Source organism: Streptomyces sp. NPDC050161, assembly GCF_044460025.1.
Classification (GTDB): Bacteria; Actinomycetota; Actinomycetes; order Streptomycetales; family Streptomycetaceae; genus Streptomyces.
This window is the reverse complement of record NZ_JBITJM010000016.1, coordinates 57899-83851: the sequence shown is the minus strand read 5'-3', so window position 1 is coordinate 83851 and position 25953 is coordinate 57899. Positions and strand designations below refer to the sequence as shown.

At 73.4% G+C, this 25953-nt stretch carries 17 protein-coding genes; 5 read left to right on the top strand and 12 right to left on the bottom strand.

All coding sequences use genetic code 11. The annotated features are described in order from the left end of the window. Positions 1 to 268 precede the first annotated feature (268 nt). From ACIBK8_RS24600 to ACIBK8_RS24585, 4 genes are all read left to right on the top strand, one after another. A complete protein-coding gene (locus ACIBK8_RS24600) occupies positions 269 to 862 on the top strand; it encodes a 2Fe-2S iron-sulfur cluster-binding protein (protein WP_399044008.1) in 594 nt (197 codons plus the stop codon). After that, entirely contained in the window at positions 859 to 1851 is a 993-nt protein-coding gene (locus ACIBK8_RS24595; RefSeq protein WP_399044007.1) for an FAD binding domain-containing protein, read from the top strand. Before ACIBK8_RS24600 ends, ACIBK8_RS24595 begins: the two co-directional genes overlap by 4 nt. After that, complete coding sequence (locus ACIBK8_RS24590) at positions 1848 to 3974, top strand: xanthine dehydrogenase family protein molybdopterin-binding subunit (RefSeq protein WP_399044006.1); 2127 nt, start codon at positions 1848 to 1850, stop codon at positions 3972 to 3974. Before ACIBK8_RS24595 ends, ACIBK8_RS24590 begins: the two co-directional genes overlap by 4 nt. Positions 3975 to 4053: 79 nt before the next feature. Then, the gene (locus tag ACIBK8_RS24585; RefSeq protein WP_399044005.1) at positions 4054 to 5214 is read left to right on the top strand and encodes an XdhC family protein; all 1161 of its coding nucleotides are present in this window, start codon (positions 4054 to 4056) and stop codon (positions 5212 to 5214) included. A 56-nt stretch (positions 5215 to 5270) separates the two neighbouring features. On the opposite strand, the gene ACIBK8_RS24580 is transcribed toward ACIBK8_RS24585, so the two are convergent. From ACIBK8_RS24580 to argF, 11 genes are all read right to left on the bottom strand, one after another. Then, positions 5271 to 5849: a LuxR C-terminal-related transcriptional regulator gene (locus ACIBK8_RS24580; protein WP_399044004.1), complete on the bottom strand. Its 579-nt coding sequence runs from the start codon at positions 5847 to 5849 to the stop codon at positions 5271 to 5273. Positions 5850 to 6220: 371 nt separating this feature from the next. Continuing rightward, positions 6221 to 7108, bottom strand: a complete 888-nt coding sequence (locus ACIBK8_RS24575) for a TIGR03621 family F420-dependent LLM class oxidoreductase (protein WP_399044003.1) — start codon at positions 7106 to 7108, stop codon at positions 6221 to 6223. Continuing rightward, positions 7108 to 10212, bottom strand: coding sequence for a condensation domain-containing protein (locus tag ACIBK8_RS24570; protein WP_399044002.1), 3105 nt, complete (start codon positions 10210 to 10212; stop codon positions 7108 to 7110). The genes ACIBK8_RS24575 and ACIBK8_RS24570 overlap by 1 nt, the downstream gene beginning before the upstream one ends. 48 nt (positions 10213 to 10260) lie before the next feature. Beyond that, positions 10261 to 11871, bottom strand: coding sequence for an amino acid adenylation domain-containing protein (locus ACIBK8_RS24565; protein ID WP_399044001.1), 1611 nt, complete (start codon positions 11869 to 11871; stop codon positions 10261 to 10263). Positions 11872 to 11931: 60 nt separating this feature from the next. Then, positions 11932 to 12120, bottom strand: coding sequence for an MbtH family protein (locus ACIBK8_RS24560; protein WP_399044000.1), 189 nt, complete (start codon positions 12118 to 12120; stop codon positions 11932 to 11934). Next, positions 12110 to 12919, bottom strand: coding sequence for a thioesterase II family protein (locus ACIBK8_RS24555; RefSeq protein ID WP_399043999.1), 810 nt, complete (start codon positions 12917 to 12919; stop codon positions 12110 to 12112). Before ACIBK8_RS24555 ends, ACIBK8_RS24560 begins: the two co-directional genes overlap by 11 nt. Further along, positions 12916 to 16176 carry an amino acid adenylation domain-containing protein gene (locus ACIBK8_RS24550; RefSeq protein WP_399043998.1) on the bottom strand — a complete coding sequence of 1087 codons (3261 nt, stop codon included), beginning with the start codon at positions 16174 to 16176 and terminating at the stop codon, positions 12916 to 12918. Before ACIBK8_RS24550 ends, ACIBK8_RS24555 begins: the two co-directional genes overlap by 4 nt. Further along, positions 16173 to 18890 (bottom strand): type I polyketide synthase, encoded by a 2718-nt coding sequence (locus tag ACIBK8_RS24545; RefSeq protein WP_399043997.1) that lies wholly within the window; start codon positions 18888 to 18890, stop codon positions 16173 to 16175. The genes ACIBK8_RS24550 and ACIBK8_RS24545 overlap by 4 nt, the downstream gene beginning before the upstream one ends. A gap of 6 nt (positions 18891 to 18896) precedes the next feature. After that, complete coding sequence (locus ACIBK8_RS24540; protein ID WP_399043996.1) at positions 18897 to 22157, bottom strand: amino acid adenylation domain-containing protein; 3261 nt, start codon at positions 22155 to 22157, stop codon at positions 18897 to 18899. After that, positions 22154 to 22438: a phosphopantetheine-binding protein gene (locus ACIBK8_RS24535; RefSeq protein WP_399043995.1), complete on the bottom strand. Its 285-nt coding sequence runs from the start codon at positions 22436 to 22438 to the stop codon at positions 22154 to 22156. The genes ACIBK8_RS24540 and ACIBK8_RS24535 overlap by 4 nt, the downstream gene beginning before the upstream one ends. 268 nt (positions 22439 to 22706) lie before the next feature. Continuing rightward, positions 22707 to 23696, bottom strand: a complete 990-nt coding sequence (argF, locus tag ACIBK8_RS24530) for an ornithine carbamoyltransferase (protein WP_399043994.1) — start codon at positions 23694 to 23696, stop codon at positions 22707 to 22709. 303 nt (positions 23697 to 23999) lie between these two features. Between argF and ACIBK8_RS24525 the strand changes: the two genes are divergently transcribed. Continuing rightward, positions 24000 to 24500 (top strand): DUF779 domain-containing protein, encoded by a 501-nt coding sequence (locus ACIBK8_RS24525; protein WP_399043993.1) that lies wholly within the window; start codon positions 24000 to 24002, stop codon positions 24498 to 24500. Positions 24501 to 24676: 176 nt separating this feature from the next. Here ACIBK8_RS24525 and ACIBK8_RS24520 read toward each other — a convergent pair whose 3' ends face one another. After that, entirely contained in the window at positions 24677 to 25624 is a 948-nt protein-coding gene (locus tag ACIBK8_RS24520; protein WP_399044098.1) for a hypothetical protein, read from the bottom strand. Between the last annotated feature and the right edge of the window lie 329 nt (positions 25625 to 25953).

The window sequence follows — 25953 nt, the reverse complement described above, 5'->3', positions numbered from 1 at the left end:
AGCTATCCGCTTGGATCCACCATAATGGCAGAAGCGGACGGTGCGGACGGCCCGGCGACCGATCGCCCGGATCGGCCCACACCGTCGGAACCGAGGCTTCCGCCGTCCCGCACAGCGCCCGCTCCCCCGAAACGTCTGCCGGAATCAGCACTTCCGCACTCCCGCGCTCCGACGCCACAGAACGTGCGGCTTCCCGGTTGACCACGTCGGCGACAGGGCTCAGGCTCCGACCCGCACCGCGCCTCATATACGCGAAAGAAGGCTGATCATGGCCCTATCGACGTCCAGCGCCATCACCTTGCACATCAACGGCGAGAAGCACTCGCTGCCGGTCGACCACCGCACCACCCTGCTCGACGCACTGCGCGAGCGCCTCGACCTGACGGGTACCAAGAAGGGCTGCGACCACGGCCAGTGCGGCGCCTGCACGGTGCTGCTCGACGGGCGCCGGGCCGTCTCCTGCCTCCAGCTCGCGGTGGCCGCCGAAGGGCGGGCGGTCACCACCATCGAGGGCGTGGCGGACGGCGACCGGCTGCACCCGGTGCAGGAAGCGTTCCTCGACCTCGACGGCTATCAGTGCGGCTACTGCACGCCGGGGCAGGTCTGTTCGGCTCTCGCGGTGATCGAGGAGCACGCGGCGGGCTGGCCGAGCGCGGTGACCGCCGACGTGTCGCCGGAGGCGGGGCCGCCGGAGCTGACCGCGGAGGAGATCCGCGAGCGGATGAGCGGCAACCTGTGCCGCTGCGGGGCCTACGTGTCGATCGTGCAGGCGGTGGCGCGGGCGGCAGCCGCCACGCAGGACGCCAACGCACCGGATTCCGGCGGCACTTCGCACGCGGCGGACGCGGCGGTGTCGGCATGAGGGAGTTCGGCTACCAGCGCGCGTCCGACGTACCCGGTGCCGTCGCCCTGCTCGGCGCCGACCCCGACGCGCGTGCCCTGGGCGGTGGCACCAACCTCGTCGACCTGATGAAGACCGGGGTGGAGCGGCCCGCGCAGCTCGTCGACATCCGGGAGCTGCCGCTCGACCGGATCGAGGAGACGGCGGACGGCGGTCTGCGCATCGGCGCGACCGTCACCAACAGCGATCTCGCCGCCCACCCCGAAGTGCGGCGCCGCTACCCGGCGTTGGCGCAGGCGGTGCTGGCCGGGGCGTCGGGCCAGCTGCGCAACATGGCCACCATCGGCGGGAATCTGCTCCAGCGCACCCGCTGCGGCTACTTCACCGACGTGGCCCAGCCGTGCAACAAGCGCTCCCCCGGCAGCGGTTGCCCGGCCATCGATGGCGAGCACCACAACCACGCGATCCTCGGGGCATCGGCGCACTGCGTGGCCGTTCACCCCTCGGACATGGGGGTGGCGCTCGCCGCCTTCGACGCCGTCGTGCAGTACGAGACGGCGGACGGGCCCGGCGAGTCGGCACTTGCGGAGTTCTACCTTCCGGTGGGGGCGACCCCGCACCTGGAGACCGCGCTGCCGCCCGGCGCGCTGATCACCGGGCTCACCCTGCCGCCGGCCCCGGTCGCCGCCGTCTCCCGCTACCGCAAGGTGCGCGAACGGGCGTCGTACGCCTTCGCCATCGGCTCGATCGCCGCGGCTCTGGACGTGCGGGACGGTGTCGTGCACGAGGTGCGCCTCGCCTTCGGGGCGGTCGCGTCCCGGCCGTGGCGGGCCCGGCAGGCCGAGCGGGCGCTGACCGGCGGTCCGGCGACCGCCGATGCGTTCGGTGCCGCCGCCGACGCGGAGCTGGCGGCTGCCGCGACGCTCCCCCACAACGGATACAAGGTCACGCTGATGCGAAATCTCGTGGTGACCGTACTGACCGAACTCGCCGAGGAGGACGCCCGATGACCACGGTGACGACCGCAACCACCGGCGCCGCGGGGGCCGTCGGCGCCGCGCGCACCCGCCTGGAGGGCCGGGACAAGGTCACCGGCGCCGCGCGCTACGCGGGCGAGGTCCCGTTCGCCGAACTCGCCCACGGCTGGCTGGTGCTGTCCACCATCGCCCGCGGGCGGATCCGCTCCGTGGAGACCGCGCCCGTCCTGGAGATGCCCGGCGTCCTGACCGTCCTGCATCACGGGAACGCGCCGCGCGTCGACGGGGACTACACGGGCCTGCTGGGACGGCCCGACCCGGTCGTCCAGGTCTTCCAGCACGACCGGGTGCCGTACGCGGGCTGGCCGGTGGCGCTGGTGGTGGCGGAGACGTCCGAGCAGGCGCGGGAGGCCGCCGAAGCGCTGGTCGTGCAGTACGACGAGGAGCCGCACGACGTGGCGTTCGCCGCCGGGCGGCCCGGCACGTACACGCCGGACCCGGAGACGGATAAGGGGGACCTGGAGGCCGAACTCGCCGCGTCCGCCGCGGTCGTGGACGAGGAGTACACCACGCCCGAGGAGCACCACAGCGCGATGGAGCCGCACGCGGCGATGGCTCGCTGGGACAGCGGGCGCCTCGAAGTCGTCGACTCGAACCAGGGCAGCGGGTGGGTGTCGGACGAGCTGGCGAAGCTGTTCTCCCTCGATCCGGGCTCGGTCCGGGTGCGTTCCGAGCACGTCGGCGGCGCTTTCGGGGCGAAGGGGATCCGGCCGCACCAGGTGTGCGCGGTGATGGCGGCGACCGTCCTGCACCGCCCGGTCCGCGTCGTCCTGACGCGACGTCAGACGTTCTCGCTGGTCGGCTACCGCAGCCCCACCGCGCAGCGGGTCAGGCTCGGCGCCGACGCCGACGGGCGGCTGCGCGCCCTCGACCACCAGGCTCTGAGCGTCACGTCGACGGTGCACGAGTTCCTTGAGCGGAGCGCCGATCCGGGGCGGGTGATGTACGACGCCGACGCGCACCACACCGCCAACCGCGTGGTGCGGATCGATGTGCCGACGCCGACCTTCATGCGGGCGCCTGGTGAGGCGCCAGGTTCGTTCGCGCTGGAGTCGGCGCTGGACGAACTCGCCGAGAAGTGCGGCATCGATCCGATCGCGCTGCGCGCCCGCAACGAACCGGCCGCGGGGCCGGTGTCAGGGCTGCCGTTCAGCAGCCGCAATCTGCTCGCCTGCTTCGAGAAGGGGGCCGCCAGGTTCGGCTGGGCGCAGCGGGATCCGCGTCCCGGTATCCGCCGCGAGGGGCGCTGGCTGCTCGGCACCGGGACGGCCGCCGCGACGTTCCCGTCGGGGGTCGCTCCGTCCACGGCGTCCGTGACGGCGGAGGCGGACGGCGACTTCACGGTGCGGGTCACCGCGGCTGACGTCGGGACCGGGGCGCGGACGGCGCTGTCCCTGATCGCCGCGGACGCCCTGGAGGTGGCTCCGGAACGCATCCGCATGAAGATCGCGGACAGCGATTTCGGTCCCGCGTGGGTGGCCGGCGGCTCGATGGGCACCCGTTCCTGGGGCTGGGCGGTGGCCACCGCGGCGGCCGACCTGCGGGAGCAACTGGCCCTGGGCGGCGGCATTCCGCCGCAGGGCATCACGGCCAGGTCCGACACCGCCGAGGCCGTCCAGGCGCTGGCGCAGAAGGAGCGGCACTCCTTCGGGGCGCAGTTCGCCGAGGTCGCGGTGGATGTCACCAGCGGTGAGGTACGCGTGCGGCGGATGCTCGGCATCTTCGCGGCCGGCCGTATCGTCAATCCGCTGACCGCGCGCAGCCAGCTCATCGGCGGCATGATCTGGGGACTTTCCATGGCCTTGCACGAGGAGGCGGTCCGCGACCAGGCGTCGGGCGGGCATGTCGGCGCGGACCTCGCGGGGTATCACTTCGCCGCGAACGCCGATGTGCCGCCCGTCGAGGCGGACTGGGTGGACGACCTGGATCCGGACGACCCGGTCGGGATCAAGGGTGTCGGTGAGGTCGGGATCGTCGGGGCGGCGGCGGCGATCGCCAACGCGGTCTGGCATGCGACCGGTGTGCGCCACCGGAATCTGCCGATCCGGCCCGACCGCATCCTTGAGGCGGGTGCCGCGGCCCACGGGGCCGGCTGAGCACGGGCACCCGGGGTTCCGCCGCCCTCGTCCGCCGTACACCCGCCCGCACCGGGCCGTGAAGCAGGAGGAGACCGAAATGCTGGACATCGCCGATGAGTTGGCCCGGTGGGTGGCACAGGGCCGGGACTTCGCCGTCGCCACCGTGGTGGCCGTCGGCGGCAGTGCGCCGCGCAGCCCCGGTGCCGCCCTCGCCGTCGACGGTGAGGGCACGGTCATCGGCTCGGTCTCCGGCGGCTGTGTGGAGGGGGCGGTGTACGACCTGTGCGTCCAGGCCCTGGAGGACGGCGGGACGGTCGTCGAGCGGTTCGGCTACAGCGACGAGGACGCCTTCGCTGTGGGCCTCACCTGCGGCGGGGTCATCGACATCCTGGTCACGCCGGTGGGTGCGCAGGCACCGGTGAGACAGGTGCTGGCCGCGGCGCTGCCGGCCGCCGCCCGCGGGGAGGCGGCGGCCCTGGCCCGGGTGACCGAGGGGCCGGCCGAACTGCTCGGCCGTGCCCTGCTCGTGCGTGCCGACGGCTCGTACGAGGGCGGTTTCGGCGGGGATCCGGAGCTGGATCTGGCGGCGGCGGGTGAGAGCCGGGCGCTGCTGGCGGCGGGGCGCACCGGTACGTGTGCCCTGTCGGAGAGCGGGACGCGCTGCGGGGTGGCGCTGACGCTGTTCGTCGAGTCGAGCGTGCCGCCGCCCCGCATGATCGTTTTCGGTGCGGTCGACTTCACGGCGGCGCTGGTGCGCACCGGCGTGTTCCTCGGCTACCGCGTGACGGTGTGCGACGCGCGGCCCGTGTTCGCCACCCGGGCCCGTTTCCCCGAGGCCGACGAGGTCGTGGTCGACTGGCCGCACCGCTATCTCCAGCGCACCGATACGGACTCCCGCACGGTGCTGTGTGTGCTCACCCACGACGCCAAGTTCGACATTCCGTTGCTGACGGCGGCGCTGCGGATGCCGGTCGCTTTCGTCGGCGCGATGGGGTCGCGCCGCACGCACGAGGACCGGGTCAGGCTGCTCGCCGACGCGGGGGTCACCGCCGACGAACTGGCCGGGCTGCGCTCGCCGATCGGTCTCGATCTCGGCGCCCGTACGCCGGAGGAGACCGCCCTGTCCATCGCGGCCGAGATCATCGCGGCCCGGCAGGGCGGTACCGGTGCTCCGCTGACCGGGTCGCGGACGCCGATCCACCCCGATGTGCACGGGCGGGGGCGGCCCGGCGCGGGCGGGGCGCACGCGGCGGCGTGAGGCGGCGTGGTCGGGTGGGCTGAAGGGCCCCTGTGTGCGGGGCCCTTCGCCGTTTTCTACAGCACTCCGGTGCGGAGTGCGAAGGCGACCGCGTGGGTGCGGTTGCGGAGGTTGTGGCGGGCCACGAGTTGGTGGATGACGTTCTTGATGGTGCGCTCCGAGCAGCCGATCTTGCTCGCCACCTCTTTCGTGTTGAGACCGTCGGCGAGCAGCCTGAGCACTTCGACCTCTCTGGCTCCCAGCCCCGCGACGTTGAGTCCGTGCGGGATGAGCGCGTGGTCCCTGATCGCCTCGATCTGGCTGATGAGGCGCTGCTGGATGCCGTCTCCCGCTTTCGCGCGACCGCGTACGGCGGTCACGACGGCGCGCACGATGGCGTTGAAGCTGCTCTTGCGCCGGTACAGGAGGCTGACCAGTCCGAGGCTGATCGCGCGCAGCATGGAATGCTCCGGGAACTCGTTGGCGACGAGGATGACGGGCAGCCTGCGTCCGTCGCCGCCGTTCTCGCGGTGCACGCGCTCCACCCGCGTCAGCATGTTCGCGGTCACTTCGTTGGCGAGTACCAGCAGTACGTCGGCGGGGTCGCGCGAATCCAGGGAGAGCGGGGCGATCTCTTCGTATGAGGTTAAGCGCATGATGGCCCCCTCCTCGGTTATGGGGTCATCTGCGAGCACGGCTACGGTAATCGGCTTTCTCAAGGAATCCCCTTTTGGGCACCCTGCGCAATGGGGCCGTCCACCCCAATGGGAGAACGGTCCCTTACACAGAGCTGTGCGATGCCACACAGGGATAACGGCGCGTATGGACATTACCCCTGCACTCCCCGGGCATGCACGGATCATGTGGTCGCGCTCAATGTAACCCGATGGATTCCCGCATTACTTGGAAAGCGACATAAGTCTCCCCCGCCGGACGGCAGTTCAGGCAATCTATTTTCAGCCAGTCCCTGCCGGGTGCGGTGCCGGGGGGTTGACGCGCCGCGCCCCCGGCACCGCCTCCTCGGTGATCACTCCCCGGCGAGAGATTCGACCACCTGTGCGAATTCCGTCATGGCTGATTCATGCACGCTAATGTAGGAAAAACCGTAGCGATCACGCCGTTCGCGCAGTTGGTCCGTGATCTCCTTCACAGAGCCGAGCAGCACCGTCGGCGTGTCGGCTATCTGGGCGGCCGTCAGGTGCGGCATCCGGCGGCGCAGCGCCTCCACCGCCTCGTCCCGGCGCGGGGTCACCGACACGGCCTGGACCAGGATGTTCCGCTCGATCTGCGCCCCGCGTTCGCCCGCGGCTGACGCGAAGTGGGCGACCCGTTCCGCGACCGTCTCGCCGTCCAGCAGCTCCAACGTGCCCCGCGTGGCGCCGCGTTTGAGCACGGCGCCGGTGAACGCGACGACATCGGCGTGGCGCGCGGCGAGGCCCAGGACGCGGTTGCCGTTGCCGCCGATGACCAGGGGCGGCCGGGAAGGCGGTTGGGTATCGCCCAGTTCGCGGGGATTGTCCAGGAGTCGGGTCACTTCGGTGACGGTCTCTTCCAGCCGGTCCACCCGGGTTCCGGCCGTGCCCCAGCTCACGCCGGCTTTGTCGAACTCTGAACGCACATAGCCGGTCCCGAGCCCCACTTCGAGGCGCCGATCGGTGAGCCGGTCCGTCGTCCTGACCTCACGGGCCAGCAGAACCGGGTTCCAGAACGCACTGTTGAGGACAAAAGTAGCCACCCGTATGTGCTCGGTCACCGCCGCCGCCGCGACCAGCGCGGGGAACGGGGCCTGCACGCCGAGGTGGTCGGGAACCGTCAGGACGTCGTATCCGAGCGATTCCGCGGCCCGGCACTTTTCCGTCCATTCCTGATGCCCCGTCGCGGAATTCAGGTTTACCCCGAACCGAAATTTCCTCATCAGTTCACTCCGTTCCTTCGCGGCGATTCACAAGGCGCCATGGTGAATACCTGATCCGGTAGCAGGGCCCCGAATCGGTGGAGTACCGCGGCGAGATCACCGGCCAGCTCCCCGGCGTCGGCGGCGCGGATACGGTCGCCGCGGTAGGCCAGCGATCCCCGCACCGCCGATCCGCTTTCCGCGAACGTGACGGTGAGCGGGAACTTACTGGTTTCGGTGCGCTGCGCGACGAAATCCACCGGTGTCAGCACGGCGTCGCCGAGCGTCCCCGCCCAGTGCGTCAGGCTGACGCTGTTCAGCAGCACATCGGCGTACGGCGTGTGCCCCGGCGACCTCGCGGGACGCAGGCCGCGCACCACGTCGTCGAAGGAGGCCGCGCGGTGCTCGAAGGCGCCGATGATCTCTTCCCGCAGGGTCCGCAGCAGCCCGCCGAGCGTCGTGTCACGGGCGCAACGGGAGCGCAGCACCAGGGTGTTCAGACACGGTCCGATGACGTCGTCGAACGCGGAGCCGCCGCGGTTCGCGACCGGGATGCCGAAGGTGAGGTCGGTGCGCCCGGTCCACCGGTGCAGGGCCGCGGCGACCGCGGTCGCCTGGATCATGAAGGCCGATGCCCGCTCGGCGCGCTGGACGGCGAGCAGTTCCTGCGCCGCCCCGTCCGGGATCCGCAGCCCGATGTTGCCCGCCGGCTCGGGAGAGCGGGGCGCGGACAGGCCGAGCGAACTGGGGGCGCCCGCCAGCCGGTCGCACCAGTACGCCAGGTCGGCGGCGGCCCTGGACTCCCGTTGCTCGGCCGCCACCAGGTCGCGGTACTGGTGGCGGGGCGCCGGTGGCAGCGCCTCCCCCGCGTCCGCCGCCGCGTAGCAGCGCTCCAGCTCCCGTACGAGATGCGGCACCGACTCGCCGTCGAGCACGAGGTGGTGGACGCACAGGGAGAGCACCTGGCGGCCCGGAGCCGTGGTGAACAGCGCGGCGCGCAGCAGCTGCCCTTCGGCCGGCACCAGGTCGCCGGCCACCTCGTCGGCCCAGTGCCGAAGCCGCTGGTCCCGGTCGGCTGCGGTCATCCCGGTGAGGTCCGTGTGGTCCGCCTCCGGGGTCCACGGCGCGGCCACGTCCTGGTAGAGGCGGCCGTCGCGGTCGACGAAGCGGGTGCGCAGGATCTCGTGCCGGGAGACCAGCAGCGCCAGCGCGCGGCGCAGCCTCGCCGGGTCCAGCTCGCCGGCCACCTCCCAGGACAGCGGCACGTGGTACGTCGCGTGGACGGGGTCCAGGCGCTGCGCCAGCCAGATGCTCTCCTGGAAGCCGGATGCCGGGAGCGGGCCGCCGGGTTCGGGGCGGGCCGCGGGCGTGTCGTCCTGGACCTCGGGTGCGGGGGCCCGGCCACCGTCGATGAGGCGCACCAGCTCGCCGAAGCCGGGGTGCGAGAAGAGTTCGCGCAGCGAAGGCTCGGTGCCGAAGCGGCGGCCGATGCGGGTCAGCAGCGTGGTGGCGAGCAGCGAATGGCCGCCCATTTCGAAGAAGGAGTCATCGGCCGACGTCACCGGTACGCCCAGTACCTGGTGCCAGATCTCGGCGAGCGCGACGGCGGTGGGCGAGGTGAGGGGCGAGGGCGCGGGGGCCTGCGGGAGGGGCGCGCCGGGCTCCGTTGCCGGGGCGACGGCGCGCGGCCCCCGGCCTGCGGCGGCCGTCTCGTCCGGGGTCGGTGTGCTGACCTCGGGCAGCCGCGCCAGGCCCTCGGCGAGGGTGCCGTACGGGGCGGCGACCATGTCGGCGACGACGGCCAGGTGGTCGCGTGCCAGCGACGCGAGCAGGTCGGGGGCGACGGTGCCGTGCGGGTCCTTCCACAGCATCCGGCTGCCCCTGCCGTCCTCGGCGAGCAGGACCGTCAGCCGGTGGTCCGCCACGTCGGTCAAGTCCCGCAGGCTCAGCTCGGCGTGCGCGTCGCCGCCCGCGAACTCCATCCGGGTCACGTCGGCGCCCTCTCGCTCGGTGTCACCCGTGTGGTGCCCGAACTGGAGGTACTGGAAGACGACTTGGTGGGTGCGGGCCTGGTCGTCCGGTGCCGACAGGCCCGCCGCGCGCAGGATCGCCGGCTGCGGCAGGTCGCCGTGTGCGGTGCCTTCCCGCACCTGGGCGCGCAGGCCGGTCAGCAGGTCGGCGTAGGTCCGGTCGCCGGGGAGCCGCTCCCGGAACGGCAGGACGTTGACGAAGAAGCCGATCCGGCGGGCGAGTGCGGGGTCGGACCGTCCGTGGTAAGGCGCCGAGACGATGAGGTCGTCGGCGGCGGTGTGGCGGTGCAGCGTCACGAAGAGGGCCGCGAACATGACGGTGAAGTAGGTGACGCCCAGCTCGGCGGCCAACTTCCGTACCTGCCCGACGAGTTCCGGGTCGATGGGGCTCGGCACCCGCTGGTAGCCGCCCTGGTCCGACCGCACCGGCAGCGGGCGGGCCGGCGGCGGGTCCGCCAGCGCCGTGCGCCAGTACTCCCGGTGCGGTGCGCCGCCGTCCCCGAGTGCCAGTTCCCAGGAGCGCCGGGCGTGGGCGATGACGGGACGCGGGTCGTCCGGCCCTTCGAGGGGATGCCCGGCGTAGGCGCGGCGCAGCTCTTCGCAGAGGAAGGGGATCGACGTGCCGTCCAGGACCAGGTGGTGGACGGTCAGCAGGAACACGGTGAAGTCCGGGCCGTGCAGCACCTCCGCCCGCGCCAGCGGCCCGCGGTGCAGGTCGAAGGGGGTGCAGGCCGCCGCGACGGCCGCGTCGCGGTCGCCGTCGACGGTGCGGACGGCGAACGGTACGGGGTCCGTACCCGCCCAGGTCAGGCGGGTACCGGTGGGGGCGCGGTCGACGCGGGCGCGCAGCAGCGGGTGCCGCCCGGCCAGCTCCGCGACGGCGGTCCGCAGGCGCTCGGTGTCGAGGTCGCCGGTGACGTCCATGGCCAGCGGGATGAGGTGTTCCCGCTGGTCGGGGTCGCGCTCCCAGGAGATCCACATGGCCTCCTGCACGGCGGAGAGCGGCAGTGCGTCGCCGGGCGCGGCCCAGCCGGTGCGGCGCGGGGCCGGCCGGTCGCCGCTCGGGCCTGCCACGGCTTGTCCAGGCTCAGCCACGGGTCCTCCAGGCGTGGTCTCTCGGGGTGCGGGGGCTCGGGGCGCGGGTCATGACAGCTGCTCGGCGAGGGCGCGCTTGTCGGTCTTCCCCGAGGGGCTCAGCGGCAGTTCGGGCACGGAAACGAAGCGGCGGGGCACCATGTAGGCGGGCAGCGCGGCGCGGGCGCGGGCCGCGAGGCGTTCGGCCAGGTCGTCCCCGGACGCGTCGGCCACCGGTGCGTAGAAGGCGGTCAGCATGCGTTCGCCGATGCGGCTGGTGACCGGCACGACCACGAGGTCCTTGACGCCTTCGGTGGTGCGCAGCGCGGCCTCGATCTCGCTGGTCTCGATGCGGTAGCCGTTGATCTTCACCTGGTCGTCGGCGCGGCCGGCGAACTCCCACGAGCCGTCCGGGAGTGCCAGCGCCAGGTCACCGCTGCGGTAGTAGCGCCGTGCGGTGCCGGTGCCCGCCACGTCGAGCAGCGGGTAGCGCTCGTCGGTCAGCTCCGGACGGCCGAGGTAGCCGATGGCCAACTGGTCACCGGCGAGGCAGAGTTCGCCGATGCGCCCGGGAGGGGTCCGGCCGCCCCACTCGTCGAGCAGTTCCACGTCGAGGCCGTCGAGCGGGCGGCCGATGTTGAGTTCCGGGTCGGCGCTCGCGCGGGGCGGCGCGGCCGGGTCGGCCGGGGCGAGTGCTGCGCGGGCGCCGGCGGACGGCGCGTCGGTCTCGGACTCGGGCAGCCGCCGGTAGGTGGCGAACACCGTGGTCTCGGTGATGCCGTACATGTTGAAGAACTCGGCCCGCCTGCCGTGGACCTCGCGCCAGCCACGCACCGCTTCGAGGTCGACGGGCTCGCCGCCGAAGATGACGTACCGCAGCGGCAGGTCCGCTCCCCCGCCGGCCGCAGGTTCGCGGGCCACCGCCGAGCGGGACAGGTAACGGAACACCGAGGGCACCTGGTTGAGTACGGTGACGCGCTCGGCCACGACGAGGTCGAGGAAGGCTTCGGGCGAGCGGGCGACATCGGCGGGCACCACGACAAGGCGGGCACCGTGCGACAGCGCGCCCCACATCTCCCAGACGGAGAAGTCGAAGCAGGGCGAGTGGAAGAGCGTCCACACGTCGTCGCCGCGCAGCTCGAAGACCTGGTCGCAGGCGGCCAGCAGCGCCGTGACGTTCCGGTGGGAGACCTCGACGCCCTTGGGGTTGCCGCTCGATCCGGAGGTGTAGATGACGTAGGCCGGCATGTCGGGGGTGACCTGCACCCGGCCCGGTTCGAGGGGCGGGTGGGCGCGCACCGCTTCGCCGACGGTGACGACGGTGGCGTCGGGCAGCGCGTCGGCGGTGTCCTGGTCGGCCAGGACCAGGTCGAGGGAGGCGTCCTGCGCCATGTACCGCACCCGGTCGGCCGGGTAGGAGGGGTCCAGCGGTACGTAGGAGCACCCGGCCTTCATCACCGCGATCACCGCGGCCACCACGTCGTTCCCGCGCCGCAGGTACAGGCCGATGCGGGAGCCGGGTGCGGGCGCGTGCCGCAGAATGGCGGACGCCAGCCGGGCGGCGCGGTCGTTGAGTTGGGCGTAGGTCAGGGTCTCCCGGCCGTCCGACACGGCGGGCGCGTCAGGGGTGCGCGCCGCCTGTTCTTCGAAGATCCGGTGAAGACAGAGCTGTGACAGCACGTGCTGCTCTCCTCCTCGTGAGGGCTGGGCGGACGGGTGCCGCCCCGGTCGGCGGTCGGGTCAGGAACGCAGGCTCTTGGGCCGCAGGTCGGTCCATGCGGTGGCGATGTGGGACAGGCACGCGGCCTTGGCGCCGGTCACCGGCAGGGTGTCCCAGCCGTCGGGCGCGGGCCGGTCCGCCGGCCAGATCGAGTACTGGTCCTCGTGGTTGCGGACCACGGTGTACTGGCGGTCGTCGTCATCGAACATGGGTGACGCGGTCCTCTCCGGTGCGGGGTGCGGGATGTGCCGGCCGGCCTGGCCGGGCGGGGGCGAGCAGTTCGGCGCGGATCAGCGACAGCATGTCGGCGCCCTCGGGTCCGGTGAGGAAGAAATGTCCGCCGGTCAGCTGCCTGATGAGGAATTCCCGTGCCGTATGGCGTTCCCAGGCGGCGAGTTCGGGCCCGGAGACCAGGGCATCGGTGGTGCCGCCGAACGCGCTCAGGGGGATGTCGAGCGGGGGCCGCTCGCGGTAGGCGTAGGTGAAGTCCAGTTCGAAGTCGGCGCGCAGGGAGGGGAGTGCCAGCTGCCGGATCTCCGGCCTCGCCAGCACGCCCGGCGGGGTGCCGCCGATGCGGTCGAGGAAGCCGAGCAGTTCGTCATCCGGCAGGTCGTGGCAGGCGACCTCGGCGCTTCCCAGGTGGGGTGCCTTGTGCGCGGCCACGATCAGCCCGGTCAGCGTGTTGCCAGGCAACTGCCGGATGCGGGCGGCCACTTCGTACGCGATCAGCGCGCCGAGGCTGTGGCCGAAGAGGACCATGGGGCGGTCGGATGTGGCGTGCAGTTCCTCGGCCAGCGCGTCGGCGAGCGGTTCCATCCGGCGGAAGGGGTCTTCGCGCAGCCGCCCGCCGCGCCCCGGCAGCTGGACGGCGCAGACCTCGACGTCATCGGGGAACTGTGCCGACCACGGGTGGTACATGGCCGCCGAGCAGCCCGCTCCCGGCAGGCAGACCAGGCGTATCCGGGCGTCGGGGCGCGGCGGGAAGCGCAGCAGCCAAGGGCTTTTCACGGGGCCTCCGCGGGTGCGGCGGCCCGCTTGATGTGGGCCGCGAGGTCCTGGACGGTGGGGTGGTGGAAGATGTCGCCGACCCGCAGCGAGAGACCGGCCTCCCGTGCCCTGTGCACCAGTTGGATGCTCTTGAGCGAGTCCCCGCCGATGGCGAAGAAGTCCTCGGTGACCCCGGTGTGCGGGCGGCCCAGCACCTGCGACCAGATGCGTACGAGCGTCGCCTCGACGTCGTCCGCGGGCTCCGCCGGTTCTTCGGCGGTGGCCGGCGGGGCGGCGGGGCCCGCGTCCGGCAGGGCCGCGCGGTCGACCTTGCCGCTGGCGTTGAGCGGCAGGCGGGGCAGGACGAGGAACCGCGCCGGGACCATGAAGCCGGGCAGGCGGTCGCGCAGATGGCCGCGCAGCGCGGCGGCGAAGGCGTCGTCGTCGGGGTGATCCGCCGTCTGGGCCGCCTCGTTCCGTACGAGGTAGGCGTGGAGTTCGGGCGATGCGGCGCCGTCGGGGCGGGCGGCGATCACGGTCGCCTCGCGTACGTCGGGGTGGGTGCGGATCACGTTCTCGATCTCGCCGGGTTCGATCCGTACGCCGCGGATCTTGACCTGGTGGTCGTTACGGCCCAGGAAGTCGAGTCCCGCGTCGGGCCGCCAGCGCACCAGGTCGCCGGTGCGGTACAGGCGGGCGCCCGGCACCCGGCTGTAGGGGTGCGGGACGAACCGGTCGGCGGTCAGGGCGGGCTGGCCCAGGTAGCCACGGGCGAGCCCGGTGCCGCCGAGGTACAGCTCGCCCGGCACGCCCACGGGTACCGGCCGCAGCTCGCCGTCGAGCACGTACACCTCGGCGCCCGCGACCGGGCGCCCGATGGACACCCGCGGATCGCCGGTGTCCCCGTCGGTGTCCCCCGCCGTGCACTCCCCTTCGGTGACCTCGATCGACGCCTCGGTCGGCCCGTAGGCGTTGAACAGCCGGACGGGCAGCCGCTCCAGGCAGCGGTCGCGGGAGGCGGGGGGCAGTTCCTGGCCGCTGCACAGGACCCGCCGCAGCGAGGTGCAGCGGTCCAGCCCTGGCTCTTCGAGGAACGCGGCGAGCAGCGGCGGCACGAAGTGCACGGTGGTCACCCGCTCCCGCTCGATCAGCTCGACGAGATAGGTGGGGTCACGGTGCCCGCCCGGGACGGCCACCACGAGGGTGGCCCCCGTGGTCAGCGGCCACAGCAGTTCCTCGACCGACACGTCGAAGGTGGCGGGGGTCTTGTGCAGCACCCGGTCCGACGCGTCCAGGCCGTGGGTGTCCTGGAGCGTACGGACCCGGTTGGCCAGGCCACGGTGCGGGACACCCACCGCCTTGGGGGCGCCGGTGGAGCCCGAGGTGTGGATGACGTACGCGAGGTGGTCGGGGCCGACGGGTGCGGGGGCCGGGCCGTGGTGCGGGGCCGCGTCCCAGGGGAAGGTGTCGACGGCCGTGACGGGTACCCCGGCGACGGCGAGTACGGGGGCCAGTGCCCGGGTGGTGAGGATGTGGGCGGCGCCGGCGGCGCGGAGCATGTCCACCAGGCGGGCCGGCGGGTCGTCGGGCGACAGCGGGAGGTGGGCCCCGCCGCCCGCCATCACACCCAGGACCGCGGTGACCAGGTCACTGCCGCGCGGCAGGCAGACCGCTACCGGCGCATCGGGGGTGACGCCCCGCCCGGCCAGGTGCGCGGCCAAAGCGCCCGCCCGCGCGTCGAGTTCGGCGTAGCTGATCTGCCGGTCTTCGAAGACCACGGCGGTGGCGTCGGGGGTCAGGCGGGCCTGCCGGGTGACGGCCTCGTGCACCGGGCCTTCCCACGGGTGTGCGGGCGCGGTGCTGCTCCAGCCGTGCAGCAGCCGTGCGGTCTCCTCCTCGTCCGTCAGGGAGAAGCCGGAGCAGGGGGTGCCGGGTGCGTCCAGGGCGGTGTGCAGCACCTGGCGGAACTGCCGTGCCAGGCGGGCGACGGCCGGTTCGTCGAACAGTTCCGTCCGGTAGCGGAAGGAGCAGTCGGCGCCGTCCTGGTGCGGCCTGATCTCCAGCCACAGGTCCGTGAAGGTCGTCCGCGGGCTCACCGGGAAGAGTTCGGTGGCCAGTCCGGGCAGGCCGGGCGGGGTCAGCGGCTGCTGGAGCGCGAACATCGCCTGGAACAGCGGGTCGTGGCTGCGGGCGCGTTCCGGCCCGAGTTCGGTGACGATCCGCTCCAGGGGGACGTCCTGGCGCGGGAAGGCGTCGAGGGCGCTGCGCCGGACCCGTCGCAGCAGCTCGTCGAACGAGGGGTCGCCCGTCAGGTCGATGCGCAGCGGCAGGGTGTTGACGAACATGCCGATCAGCGGGGCGAGTTCGGGCCTGGCGCGGCCGGCGCTGGGGCTGCCGATGACCAGGTCTTCCGCGCCCGAGATGCGGGAGAGCTGGAGGGCGAACGCCGACAGGAGCAGCATGAAGGGGGTGGCCTTGTGCGCCTGGGCCGCGGCCCGTACCGCCTGCCAGGTCTCCGCGCTGATCGTCACGGTGTGGGACGCGCCGTCGAAGCCCTGGACGGCGGGGCGTGGGGCGCTGGTGGGGAGTTCGAGGAGCGCCGGTGCGCCGTCCAGCCTGGTGCGCCAGTGGGCGAGCACGTCCTGCGACCTGGTGTCCGTGAGGTCCCGGTGCTGGCGGGCCGCGTAGTCGCCGAACTGGAGGGGAAGCGGCGCGAGTTCGGGTGCGCGGCCGGCCGTCTGCGCCGCGTACAGCTCGGCGAGTTCCGTGAAGAGGCGGTCCATGGACCAGCCGTCGCACACGGTGTGGTGGCAGATGACGGCGAGGACGTGGTCCTGGTCGTCGAGGCGCACCAGGTGGGTCCTGATGAGGGGTCCTTCGGCGAGGTCGAAGGCGCGCTCGGTCTCCGACTCGACGAAGGCCCTGGCCTGTTCGGCGCGGTCGGCGGCGGGCCCTCGCGTCAGGTCGGTGACGGGGAGGCCGAGGTCGAGGCGGGGCGTCACGTGCTGGCGGGGCTCCCCCGCCGCGTCGGCCGTGAAGACGGTGCGCAGCGCCTCGTGCCGGGCCACGATGCGGTTCAGGGACCGGTGCAGCGCGGTCTGGTCGAGTGTGCCGCGCAGCCGCAGGGCGGCCACGAGGTTGTAGGCGCTGTTGCCGGGGTCGAGCTGGTCGAGGAACCACAGCCGCCGCTGGGCGAAGGAGGCGGGCAGGTTCCTGCTCGCGCCGTCCTCGCCCGCCGCGTCGGCGGATTCGGTGAGCAGAGCGGTCAGGTCCGTCATGATTCCCCCCGCGCGTCGTGGTGGTGGCCGGCCTCGGGCGCGGTGCCGGCGGCGGCCCGGAGGCCATCGACGACGCGGGCGAGGCCGCTGGCCGTCGGGTGCTCGAAGACGTCCTCCAGGGACATCGCCACCGCGAACCGCTCCTCGATGAGGGCGACGAGTTCGACGGCCGCGAGGGAGTCGCCGCCGTGCTCGAAGAAGTCCGGGTCGGTGACGTCGTCGGCGGTGCCGAGCACCTGCTGGAAGAGGCCGAGCAGGGTGGTGTCGCCCGCGTCCTGCGCCGCGGGTGCCGCGTCGGATGTGTCCGGGGCCGCGGTGGCCGCGGGGCGGGGCTCGGGGCGCACCAGGTGGTGCTGCCGCTCGAACGGGTAGGTGGGCAGCGGCACCCGGCGCCGGTCGGTGCCGGTGTGCAGGCGGCTCCAGTCGACGGTCGCGCCGTTCTGCCAGGCGCGGCCGACTGCGTCGAGGAGGGCGGTGAGCGGGCCGCCGCCCTGCGGGTCGGTGCCGATCTCCAGGTGGAGGCGGCCTGCGGTGTCAGGCAGCGGGCCGTCGTCGGGCCGCTGGGTGCCGGTTTCCAGGAGCGCCGTCCAGAAGGCGGGGTCGGCCGCCTCACCGGCCGTCACCGGGGCGCCGGTCGCGGGGTTGGTCCAGGGCACATCGGGGGTGCGCCAGGTGGCCGCGCCGACCGCGTCCCGCAGGGCGTCCGCGCCCCGGGGTGCCGCGAGGGCGATGGCCAGCGCGTCGGCGATGGGCAGTGCTCCGGCGATGCTCGCGGCGGTCGGTGCGCCGTGCCCGTGGCCCGTGACGTTCGCGGGGGTCACGCCCCAGTCCATGAGCGTGCGGGCCAGCGCGTATTCGACGGTGAGGTGCACCGCCGCGGCCACCGGAGCGGGCGCGGCGTCCGGTGCGGTGCCGGGCCGCCCGGTGTCGTCCGTGCCGAGCAGCCCGCTGATGTCGCGGGCGGTGGCGGCGGGCAGGGCCTGGAGGCAGGCGTCGACCGCGGTGCGGAAGGCCGGGACGGTCGCGTACAGGGAGCCGACGGCCGCGGCGTGCCGGGCGCCGCGGCCCGGGAGGGAGAAGGTGACGGGGCGTTCGCCGGTGTGCGCCGCCGCGGCCGGTGCCGCGAGCGCCGCGCGTGCCTGGGCGTGGTCGGCGCAGACGACGTGGCGGCGGTGGGCGAAGGTGTGGCGTCCCAGTTGGAGGGTCCTGGCGACGGCGTCAAGCGGCAGTTCCGGGTGCCGGCTCAGGTGCTGCGACAGCCGCTCGGCCATGGCGTCCAGGGCCGTGGGGGTGCGGGCCGACAGGACGAGCAGCTGCTCGGCGGGGGCGGGCGTGGCCGCGGCGGGGGCGGGCAGCGGCGCCTCTTCCAGGACGACGTGCGCGTTGGTGCCGCCGATGCCGAAGGAGCTGACGCCGGCCCGGCGCGGGAGCCGTCCTGTCTCCCATTTGCGGGCCTGGGTGACGACCTGGAAGGGGGTGGCCGCGAAGTCGATGCGGGGGTTGGGTCCGGTGAAGTGCAAGGTGGCGGGGAGCGTGCCGTCCTCCAGGGCGAGCACGGTCTTGATGAGGCCCGCGATGCCGGCCGCGGTGTCGGTGTGGCCGATGTTCGTCTTCACCGAGCCCAGTGCGACGGTGCCCTCGCCGCCGTGCGCGGCGCCGCCGAACGCCTCGGTCAGCGCGGTGACTTCGATGGGGTCGCCGACGGGTGTGCCGGTGCCGTGCGCCTCGATGTAGGAGATGTCGTCGGGCGAGACTCCGGCGGCGAGGTGGGCGCGGCGGATGACTTCGGACTGGCCGCGCACGCCGGGGGCGGTGTAGCCCGCGCGGTCGTGTCCGTCGTTGTTCACGGCCGAGCCGCGGATCACGGCGTGGATGTGGTCGCCGTCGTCGAGCGCGTCGCGCAGGCGGCGCAGCACGACGACTCCGGCGCCGTCACCTGCGACGATGCCGCGGGCGTCCTGGGAGAAGGTGCGGCAGTACCCGTCGGCCGACATGGTGCCGCCCTCGCGGTGCCAGTAGCCGGACAGCGGCGCGCGCAGGGTGACGCCGCCGGCCAGCGCGGTGTCGCACTCGCCCGCGAGCAGGGCACGGCTCGCTTCGTGGACCGCGACCAGGGAGGTCGAGCAGGCGGTCATGACGGCGACGCTGGGTCCGGTCAGGCCCAGCGTGTACGAGACCCGGGTGCACAGGTGCTCGGGGTCGTTGGCGAGGCTGAGGGTGAGGTCGTCCACACCGGAGAAGCGGTCGGTCCTGTTCCGTATCACCGTGGCGTAGCCGTTGCGGCCCGCGCCCGCGTACAGGCCCGTGGTGCCCGGGACGGCGCGCGGGTCGTATCCGGCCCGCTCCAGCGCTTCCCAGGCGCACTCCAGGAAGATCCGGTGCTGCGGGTTGAGCAGCTCCGCGTCACGTCCCGAGACGCCGAAGAACGCGGGGTCGAAGTCCCCGATGTTCTCCACGACGCCGTGGCGGCGTACGTAGCGCGGGTCCGTGAGCCGCTCCGGGTCGTCGCCCCACTCCCGCAGTTCATCGGCGGTCAGGGTCCGTACGCCGTCGGTGCCCGACACCACGTTGTCCCAGAACTCCTCCGGGGTGGTGGCGCCGGGGAAGCGGCAGGCCATGCCGACGACGGCGAGGTGGGTGTCCTCGTCCTCGTCGCCGTACGCGAGGCCGTCGTCGTAGGAGTGGGGGTTCTCGTTGCTGTGCTCGGCGGTCACTGTCGTTCAGCCCTTCCGTGAGTGGGTACGCGTCCGCATCGCCGTCAGCCGGGCCGCGCCGCGGCGGCGGCGCTCGACGGCGCCGTCATCGACGCCGGTGCGGCCGGGGGTGTGGCCTTCGGCGCCGGTCAGCTGCCGGGCGAGGGTGGCGATGGTCGGGTACGCGTAGAGGTCGGCGATCCGTACGGGGGTGCCCAGTTCGCCGGCGAGCCGGTCGCGGACCGACGCCAGGAGCAGCGAATGGCCGCCCACGTCGAAGAAGTTGTCGTCGGTCCCGAAGGAGTCGTGGCCGAGCGCCTGCGCCCAGACACCGCTGATCAGGCGCTCCAGTGGCGCCTTCGCCGACCGGCGGGCGGCTTCGGGCGGCGCGGCGATTTCCGGGGCGTCGGCGGGCAGCGCGGTGCGGTCGACCTTGCCGTTGGCGGTCAGCGGCACCGACGTCAGCAGGAGGTAGCGGCGCGGGTGCATGTGGCGCGGCAGGTGCCTGGCGGTGTGGTCGTGGAGCCCGGCGAGGTCGGGGGTGGATCCGTCGGCGGGCACCAGGTAGGCGGCGAGTTCGGTTCCCGCGCCGCCGTCGCCGGTGGCCACCACGACCGCTTCCCGTATGCCGGGGTGGGCGCGCAGCACGTTCTCGATCTCGCCCGGCTCGATGCGGATGCCGCGGACCTTGACCTGGTGGTCGTTGCGGCCGAGGAAGTCCAGGCTGCCGTCGGCCCGCCAGCGTACGAGGTCGCCCGTGCGGTAGAGCCGCGCGCCGGGTGACGTGGCGTAGGGGTGCGGGACGAACCGGTCGGCGGTCAGGGTGGGTTGGCCCAGGTAGCCGCGGGCCAGACCGGCCCCGCCCAGGTACAGCTCGCCCGGCACGCCCACCGGGACCTGCCGCAGCTCCGCGTCGAGTACGTACGCCTCGGTGCCCGCGATGGGGCGGCCGATGCCGGGCAGCGCCTGGTCCGCCGCGTCCTGCGCGGTGACCTCTCCCGAGGTGGCGACGACCGTGTTCTCGGTCGGGCCGTAGTTGTTGACCAGGCGGAAGGGCAGCGGGTGTCCGCCGGTGCCGTGCAGCCGGTCGCCGCCGGTCAGCACGGACCGCAGCACGGAGCCGGCGGGCCACGGCGTGGCGGTCATCCGCTCCAGGAGGGGGGTGGGCAGGAATGCGGTGGTGACCTGCCGTTCGGTCAGCCAGGCGCGGAGTTCGGACGGCGACAGGACGGTTTCGGCGTCGGGTACTTCCAGGCAGGCGCCGGCGGTCAGCGCCGACCAGATCTCCCAGACGGACGCGTCGAATCCGGGTGCCGCGATCAGGGTGCTGCGGTCGCCGGGTTCCAGGCCGAACGCGGTGCGGTGCCAGGCCACCAGGTTGGCGAGCGCGTGGTGTTCGACCATGACGCCCTTGGGTGTGCCGGTGGACCCGGAGGTGTACATGACGTAGGCGAGGTCGTCGGGCCCGGCGTCCGGCACGGTGCCCGGCTTCCCGTCCGCCTCCCGGTCCCCCAGGTCCTGGAGGGCGCCGACGGTGTGCACGCGGTCCGCCGCGAGCCCCGCGGCGGGTTCCTGGCCGGTGACGACCAGCAGCGGGCGCGCCTCGGCGATGATGGCGTTCAGCCGGGACGCGGGGTGCGCGGGGTCGAGGGAGACGTAGGCGGCGCCGCTCTTGAGCACGCCGAGCTGCGCGGTCACCAGGTCAGCGCCGCGGGGCAGGCAGGTCGCCACGAGCGTGCCTGGCCCCGCGCCCGCCGCGCGCAGTCCCGCCGCGAGCCGGTCGGCCGCGCGGTCGAGTGCCGCGTACGTCAGGCTGCCTTCGCCGGTCCGCACCGCGGGGGCGTCCGGCCGGTCGTGGGCCCGGCGTGCGAAGAGCCGGTCGATGCGCTCGGGTTCCGGTACGGCCGGACGCCCTGACGTACCTGACCAGTCGTGCAGTGCCTGTTCCTCGTCGACGCCGAGCACGGGCAGGTCGCCCACCGGGGTGTCGGGAGCGGCGAGTGCGGCGGACAGCAGGCGGGTGTAGCGGTCGCCGATGAGCCCGGCGGTCCGGCCGTCGAAGAGGCCCGTCTGGTAGCCCACCCAGCCCTCGGTGCCCTGCCGGTTGCCTGCCAGGTGCAGGGCCAGTTCGTACTTGGCGGTGGTGGTGGGCAGCGGCAGGGGCGAGCATTCCAGGCCGGGGAGGAGTGCGGCGCCCGGGGCGGGCAGGTCCTCGTAGGTGACCACGGTCTGGAAGAGCGGGTGGCGCGCGGTCGAGCGGTCCGGTTGCACCTCCTCGACCAGGAGTTGGAAGGGCAGGTCCTGGTATTCGTGCCCGGCGAGGAAGGCGTCGCGGACCTGGTGCAGGAGGGTGGCGAAGGTGGCGTCCGGCGCGCAACGGATGCGCAGCGGCAGCATGTTCACGAACAGCCCGACGGTGCCCTCGACCTCCAGCGTCGTACGGCCGCTGACCGGTACGCCGATGACCAGGTCGGGTGCGGCCGACATCCGGGAGAGCAGCACCGCGTAGGCGCCGAGGAGGGTGATGAAGCGGGTGACGCGGTAGCGGGAGGCGACGGTGTCGAGCTGCGCCCCGAGCTGCGGCGGGAAGGTGACGGGGTGGCTGTCGCCGTCGAAGCACTGCGTCGGGGGGTGCGGCCGGTCGGTCGGCAGCGGCAGGCGCAGCGGGGCGCCGGCGAGTTCGGCCCGCCAGTGGTCCAGCGCCTCGCGGCGCCGCGGTCCGGCCAGCAGCCGGCGTTCGGCGGCGACGTACTCCCGGTACGAGTGGGCCGGTTCGGGCAGCGGATCGGGGCCGCCGGTGCGCAGGGCCTCGTACTGGAGGGACAGTTCCTGGTCGATGATGCCCATGGACCAGCCGTCGACCACGATGTGGTGGAAGGTGAGGACCAGCGCGTGGTCGTCGTCGGCGAGACGTATCAAGTCGGCGCGGAACACCGGGCCTTCGGCCAGGTCGAACGGTGCCAGGGCGGCGCGGTGCACCGCTGCGGCCAGTTCCGTCTCGCGCGTCGCCTCGGGTGATCCGGCGAGGTCGGTCAGGCGGAGCGGCACCGCTGTCTTGGGGGCGATCCGCTGGACGGGGGTGCCGTCCACCGTCGGGAAGGTGGCGCGCAGCGCGTCGTGCCTGGCCACCAGCCGGTCGATGGCCCGCTGGAGTGCGTCCGTGTCGAGCGGTCCGCGCAGGCGGGTGGCCCTGGGCACGTTGTACTCATTGCCGTCGGGCCTCAACTGCCACAGGAACCAGAGGCGTTGCTGGGCCGACGACAGCGGGGATACCGCGTCGTCGCTCATTCCGGCGTACCCCCCTCGGGGCCGCGCCGCCGCACCACGAGCTCGGCCAGTTCGTCGACGGTGGGCCCTTCGAAGAAGTCCGCCATCGGGACCTCGACCTGGAGTGTCCTGGTGATACGGGCGATGACCTGCGAGGCCGTCAGCGAATGGCCGCCCAGCTCGAAGAAGTTGTCGTCGCCGCTCAGCACGTCGATGCGGAGGACCTCTTGCCAGATCTGGCTGATCGCGGTCCGCACACTCTCGCGTGAGATCTGCTGCGTTGGCTCGGCCTGGGAAACCATGGCCACAAGCCCCCTTCCGGCTCTGGAGGATATGGGGGGTTTCCCGGCGTACCGCGCGAAACCTCTGCCCTGACCACACGATGTACGGCGGCCTGGCAAGCTCCAACTGCCGCGCCCAAAGGGGAAACGATCTCTGCACTGTCGGGCAGCCCACCCCGTCCGCCTGCGCCCTCCTCCTTCCCCCGCCGGTCCGGAACACGACGAAGCCCCCGCCGAATCGGTTCGGCGGGGGCTTCGTCGTGTTCTGCGGAGCGCGGTGTCCCGGCGGTCAGCCGGCCCCTCCCGCGATCAGGGTGTGCAGGACGGCCTGGGCCGTGGGCAGCCGGTTCGCCGCCTGGCGCCAGACCAGCGACTGCGGGCCGTCGAGCACGTCCGACGTGATTTCCTCGCCGCGTACGGCGGGCAGGCAGTGCAGGACGACGGTGTCCGGGCCCGCCTCGGCCAGGAGTGCGCCGTCGACCCGGTAGTCCGCGAAGCGGCGGACGCGTTCCGCCCGCTCCTGCGGCCGGTCCATCGGCACCCAGACCTCCGCGTAGACGGCGTCGGCCTGCCGGACCGCCGCCACCGGATCGGTGGTGAACTCCACGGAACCGCCGGTCCGCTGCATCGTCCTGCGGGCCGCGGCGACCAGGTCACGGTCGGTTTCGTAGCCGGGCGGCGCGGCGATGGTGAGGTGCATGCCCACCCCCGCGCAGGCTTCCAGGAACGAGTTGCAGGTATTGCTCCGGCCGTCCCCGATGAACGCGGCCCGGAGGCCGACCGGCGTCCCGAAGTGCTCGGTCAGCGCCAGCAGATCGGCCAGTGACTGGCACGGATGGTGGTCATTGGACAGGGTGTTGACGACGGGAACCGTCGCGATGCCCGCCAGTTGCTCGACCGTGCCGTGCTCGAAGGTGCGCAGCGTGAGAGCGTCGAGGTAGGAGGAGAGGACGCGCACGGTGTCCCCCCAGGTCTCGCCGTGCCCCAGCTGCATCTCCTCCTTGTTCAGCATGACGGTGGTCATGCCCAGCCGGTGGGCCGCCACCGCGAGCGAGACGCGGGTACGGGTCGACGGCTTCTCGAAGCTGCATCCCACCGCCGCGCCGCGCAGACTGTGCTGCCAGGCCAGCGGCTCCCGCTTCATGCGGGCGGCGAGGTCCAGGACGGCGGCCAGCGCCATCGGGTCGAAGTCGCTGACCCGCAGCAGATGCGCCGGGGGCCGGCCCGCGGTGCCCGCGTCGGCGGGCCGGTCCACGGCGTCCGTTCGTGGCAGGGTCATGGGCACGCTCCTGGCTCGCCGGCTCTTCGGTCCGAAGCCAGCGTGCCGCCCGGCGGGCTCCGGGGCGCGCCGGGCGGCGCGGACAGGTGAACCGGCCGGCATCCGGTGCCGTGCAACCCTTGCGCAACCTTGCGGGGCGTTGACTGGGGCCATGAGCCGTGACGGCGGCCCGGCGGTGGCCTGCACCGGCCGCCGGGCGCCGGTGTCCGCGGTGGCCGCTCGACGAAGGGACGCACGCGTGTACCTGTCCGGCAGGTTCCGACCGCAGACGCAGCGCCCGTTCCGGAAGCCGGGGCGCTTCTGATGGACGGCGCGAAGGGCCCGGCCGCCGCGGCGGCGGGGGACGGTCCGGGTGCCTCGGACGGCGGGGCACCCGGACCGGACGACGCTTCCCGGATCGCGCTCACCGACGCGGCTGCCGCGCTGCTGCGCACGCTGCGGGAGCTGCACGGCCCGCTGATGTTCCACCAGTCGGGAGGCTGCTGCGACGGGAGCGCACCGATGTGCTTCCCGGAGGGCGAGTTCCGTACCGGGGCGTCGGACGTGCTGCTGGCGCGCCTCGTCGTGGACGGGGTGGCGGAGCCGATCGGTTTCTGGATGTCAGCCGACCAGTTCGCCCGCTGGCGGCACACGCACCTGACCGTGGACGTCGTCCCGGGACGCGGCAGCGGATTCTCGCTGGAGGCGCCGGAAGGGGTGCGGTTCCTGATCCGCTCGCGGCTGCTGAGCGAGACGGAGCGGGCCCGGCTCGATGAGCCGGGCGGGGCCGGTCGCGGCGGTCGGAGCGACGGCCGTGAGGGCTGAGAAGACGTGGTGAGGCCCCACGCACGGGGGATGACGCGGGGCCTCACTCTCTAGAACGCTCAAAAGCCCCCGGGGGTTCCGCCTCCGTGGAGATTCTGCGAGAAATTTTTGTCCGAGGCGTGCGCGGCCCGGACGGCAAGCCCTGGGGCGCGGGCCCGCCCGCCGGGCCGCAGGGGTCAGACGTCGTCGTCGACCAGGCGCTCCAGCATGTTCTGGAAGTCGCCGTTCACGACCACCCGCAGCCCTCCGCCGTCCGGCTCGCTCAGCGGCGTCAGGCGGCCGTGGCGCCACCAGAACACGTTGGGGCTGATGGCTCCGGCGGCGTCCTCGTGCCCGGCGGCGGCGAACTGGGCCATGGCCTGGAGCGCCGGGATGACCTGGGCGTCGTGGATGGGGTGGAAGGCGAGCTGGTGGCGGAACGGCATGGCGACCAGCGCTCCGTTCCCGGTCAGTCCTGTGCCCATGATCCGCTCGACGAGTTCGTCGAGCACCAGGACCCGGCTGGCGGTGAAGAAGGAGTCGCCGAGCAGCACCTCGAAGGCGGCGCCGTCGCCGCGGCGTACCGTCTCGTGCCCTTCGACGGGCAGCGCGCGCAGGTTGTTCATCGCCCGGATCCGCAGTTCGGCGATGTCGCCGACGTCCAGCAGGGAGTCCTCGCTGAGCATCTGCACCGCGTCGGGCAGGTCGAGGGCCAGCACCTCGCGCAGCCCGGTTGCGGGTTCCCTGCCGTAGCGGAAGGCGTCCGAAGCGGGGAGGGTGTCCTCGGCGACGACGCGGGGGTAGAGGCAGGCCCTGATCTCGTCTTCGGAGAGGATTTCCAGGGGCTGCGGGCCGTCCATCGTGCGCAGGACCTTGCCGACGTGGTCGCGGATGAGGACCGGCCAGCAGCGCTCGCCGCGCCGGTCGTGGTGGCAGACGGCCGCGAGGTTGCCCAGGCCGAACTGGCGGCCCCCGGAGTCGGTGACCGTGCCCGCGTACACGGTGACCTCCAGGCCCCGTTCGGCGAATGCCTGCCGCACCTGGGACCGGAAGACGCCGCCTTCTCTGTCGGAGAAGAACGCGAACTCCTCGTCGCGTGCGAGCGCGCGTGGATCCCGCTTCGGTCCTCGGCGGAACAGGCCCATCTCTTCCTCCCGGCGACGGCCACGAACGACGGCCACGAAGGCCGATCGTATCGGGTACGCCGGTCGGTTCCGGCACGCTCCGGCGGGCGGCACCGCGCCCCGCCGCCCCGGCACGGAGGCCGGACCGGGGCGGCGGGGCGGGACGGAGCACACGGGGCTGCTCCGGGGACGGAGGGGGCCGGGCCGCCGCGCGTCCCGCCGTTCGGAGGGGCGGCGGGGTCACGGGACGTGGGGGGGGGGGCCCCCGCCCCCCGCGCCGCCCCCCCCCGCCCCCGGCCCCGCCCCCCCCCCCCCCCCGGCCGCCCCCCCCGGCCCCGGCCCACCACCCC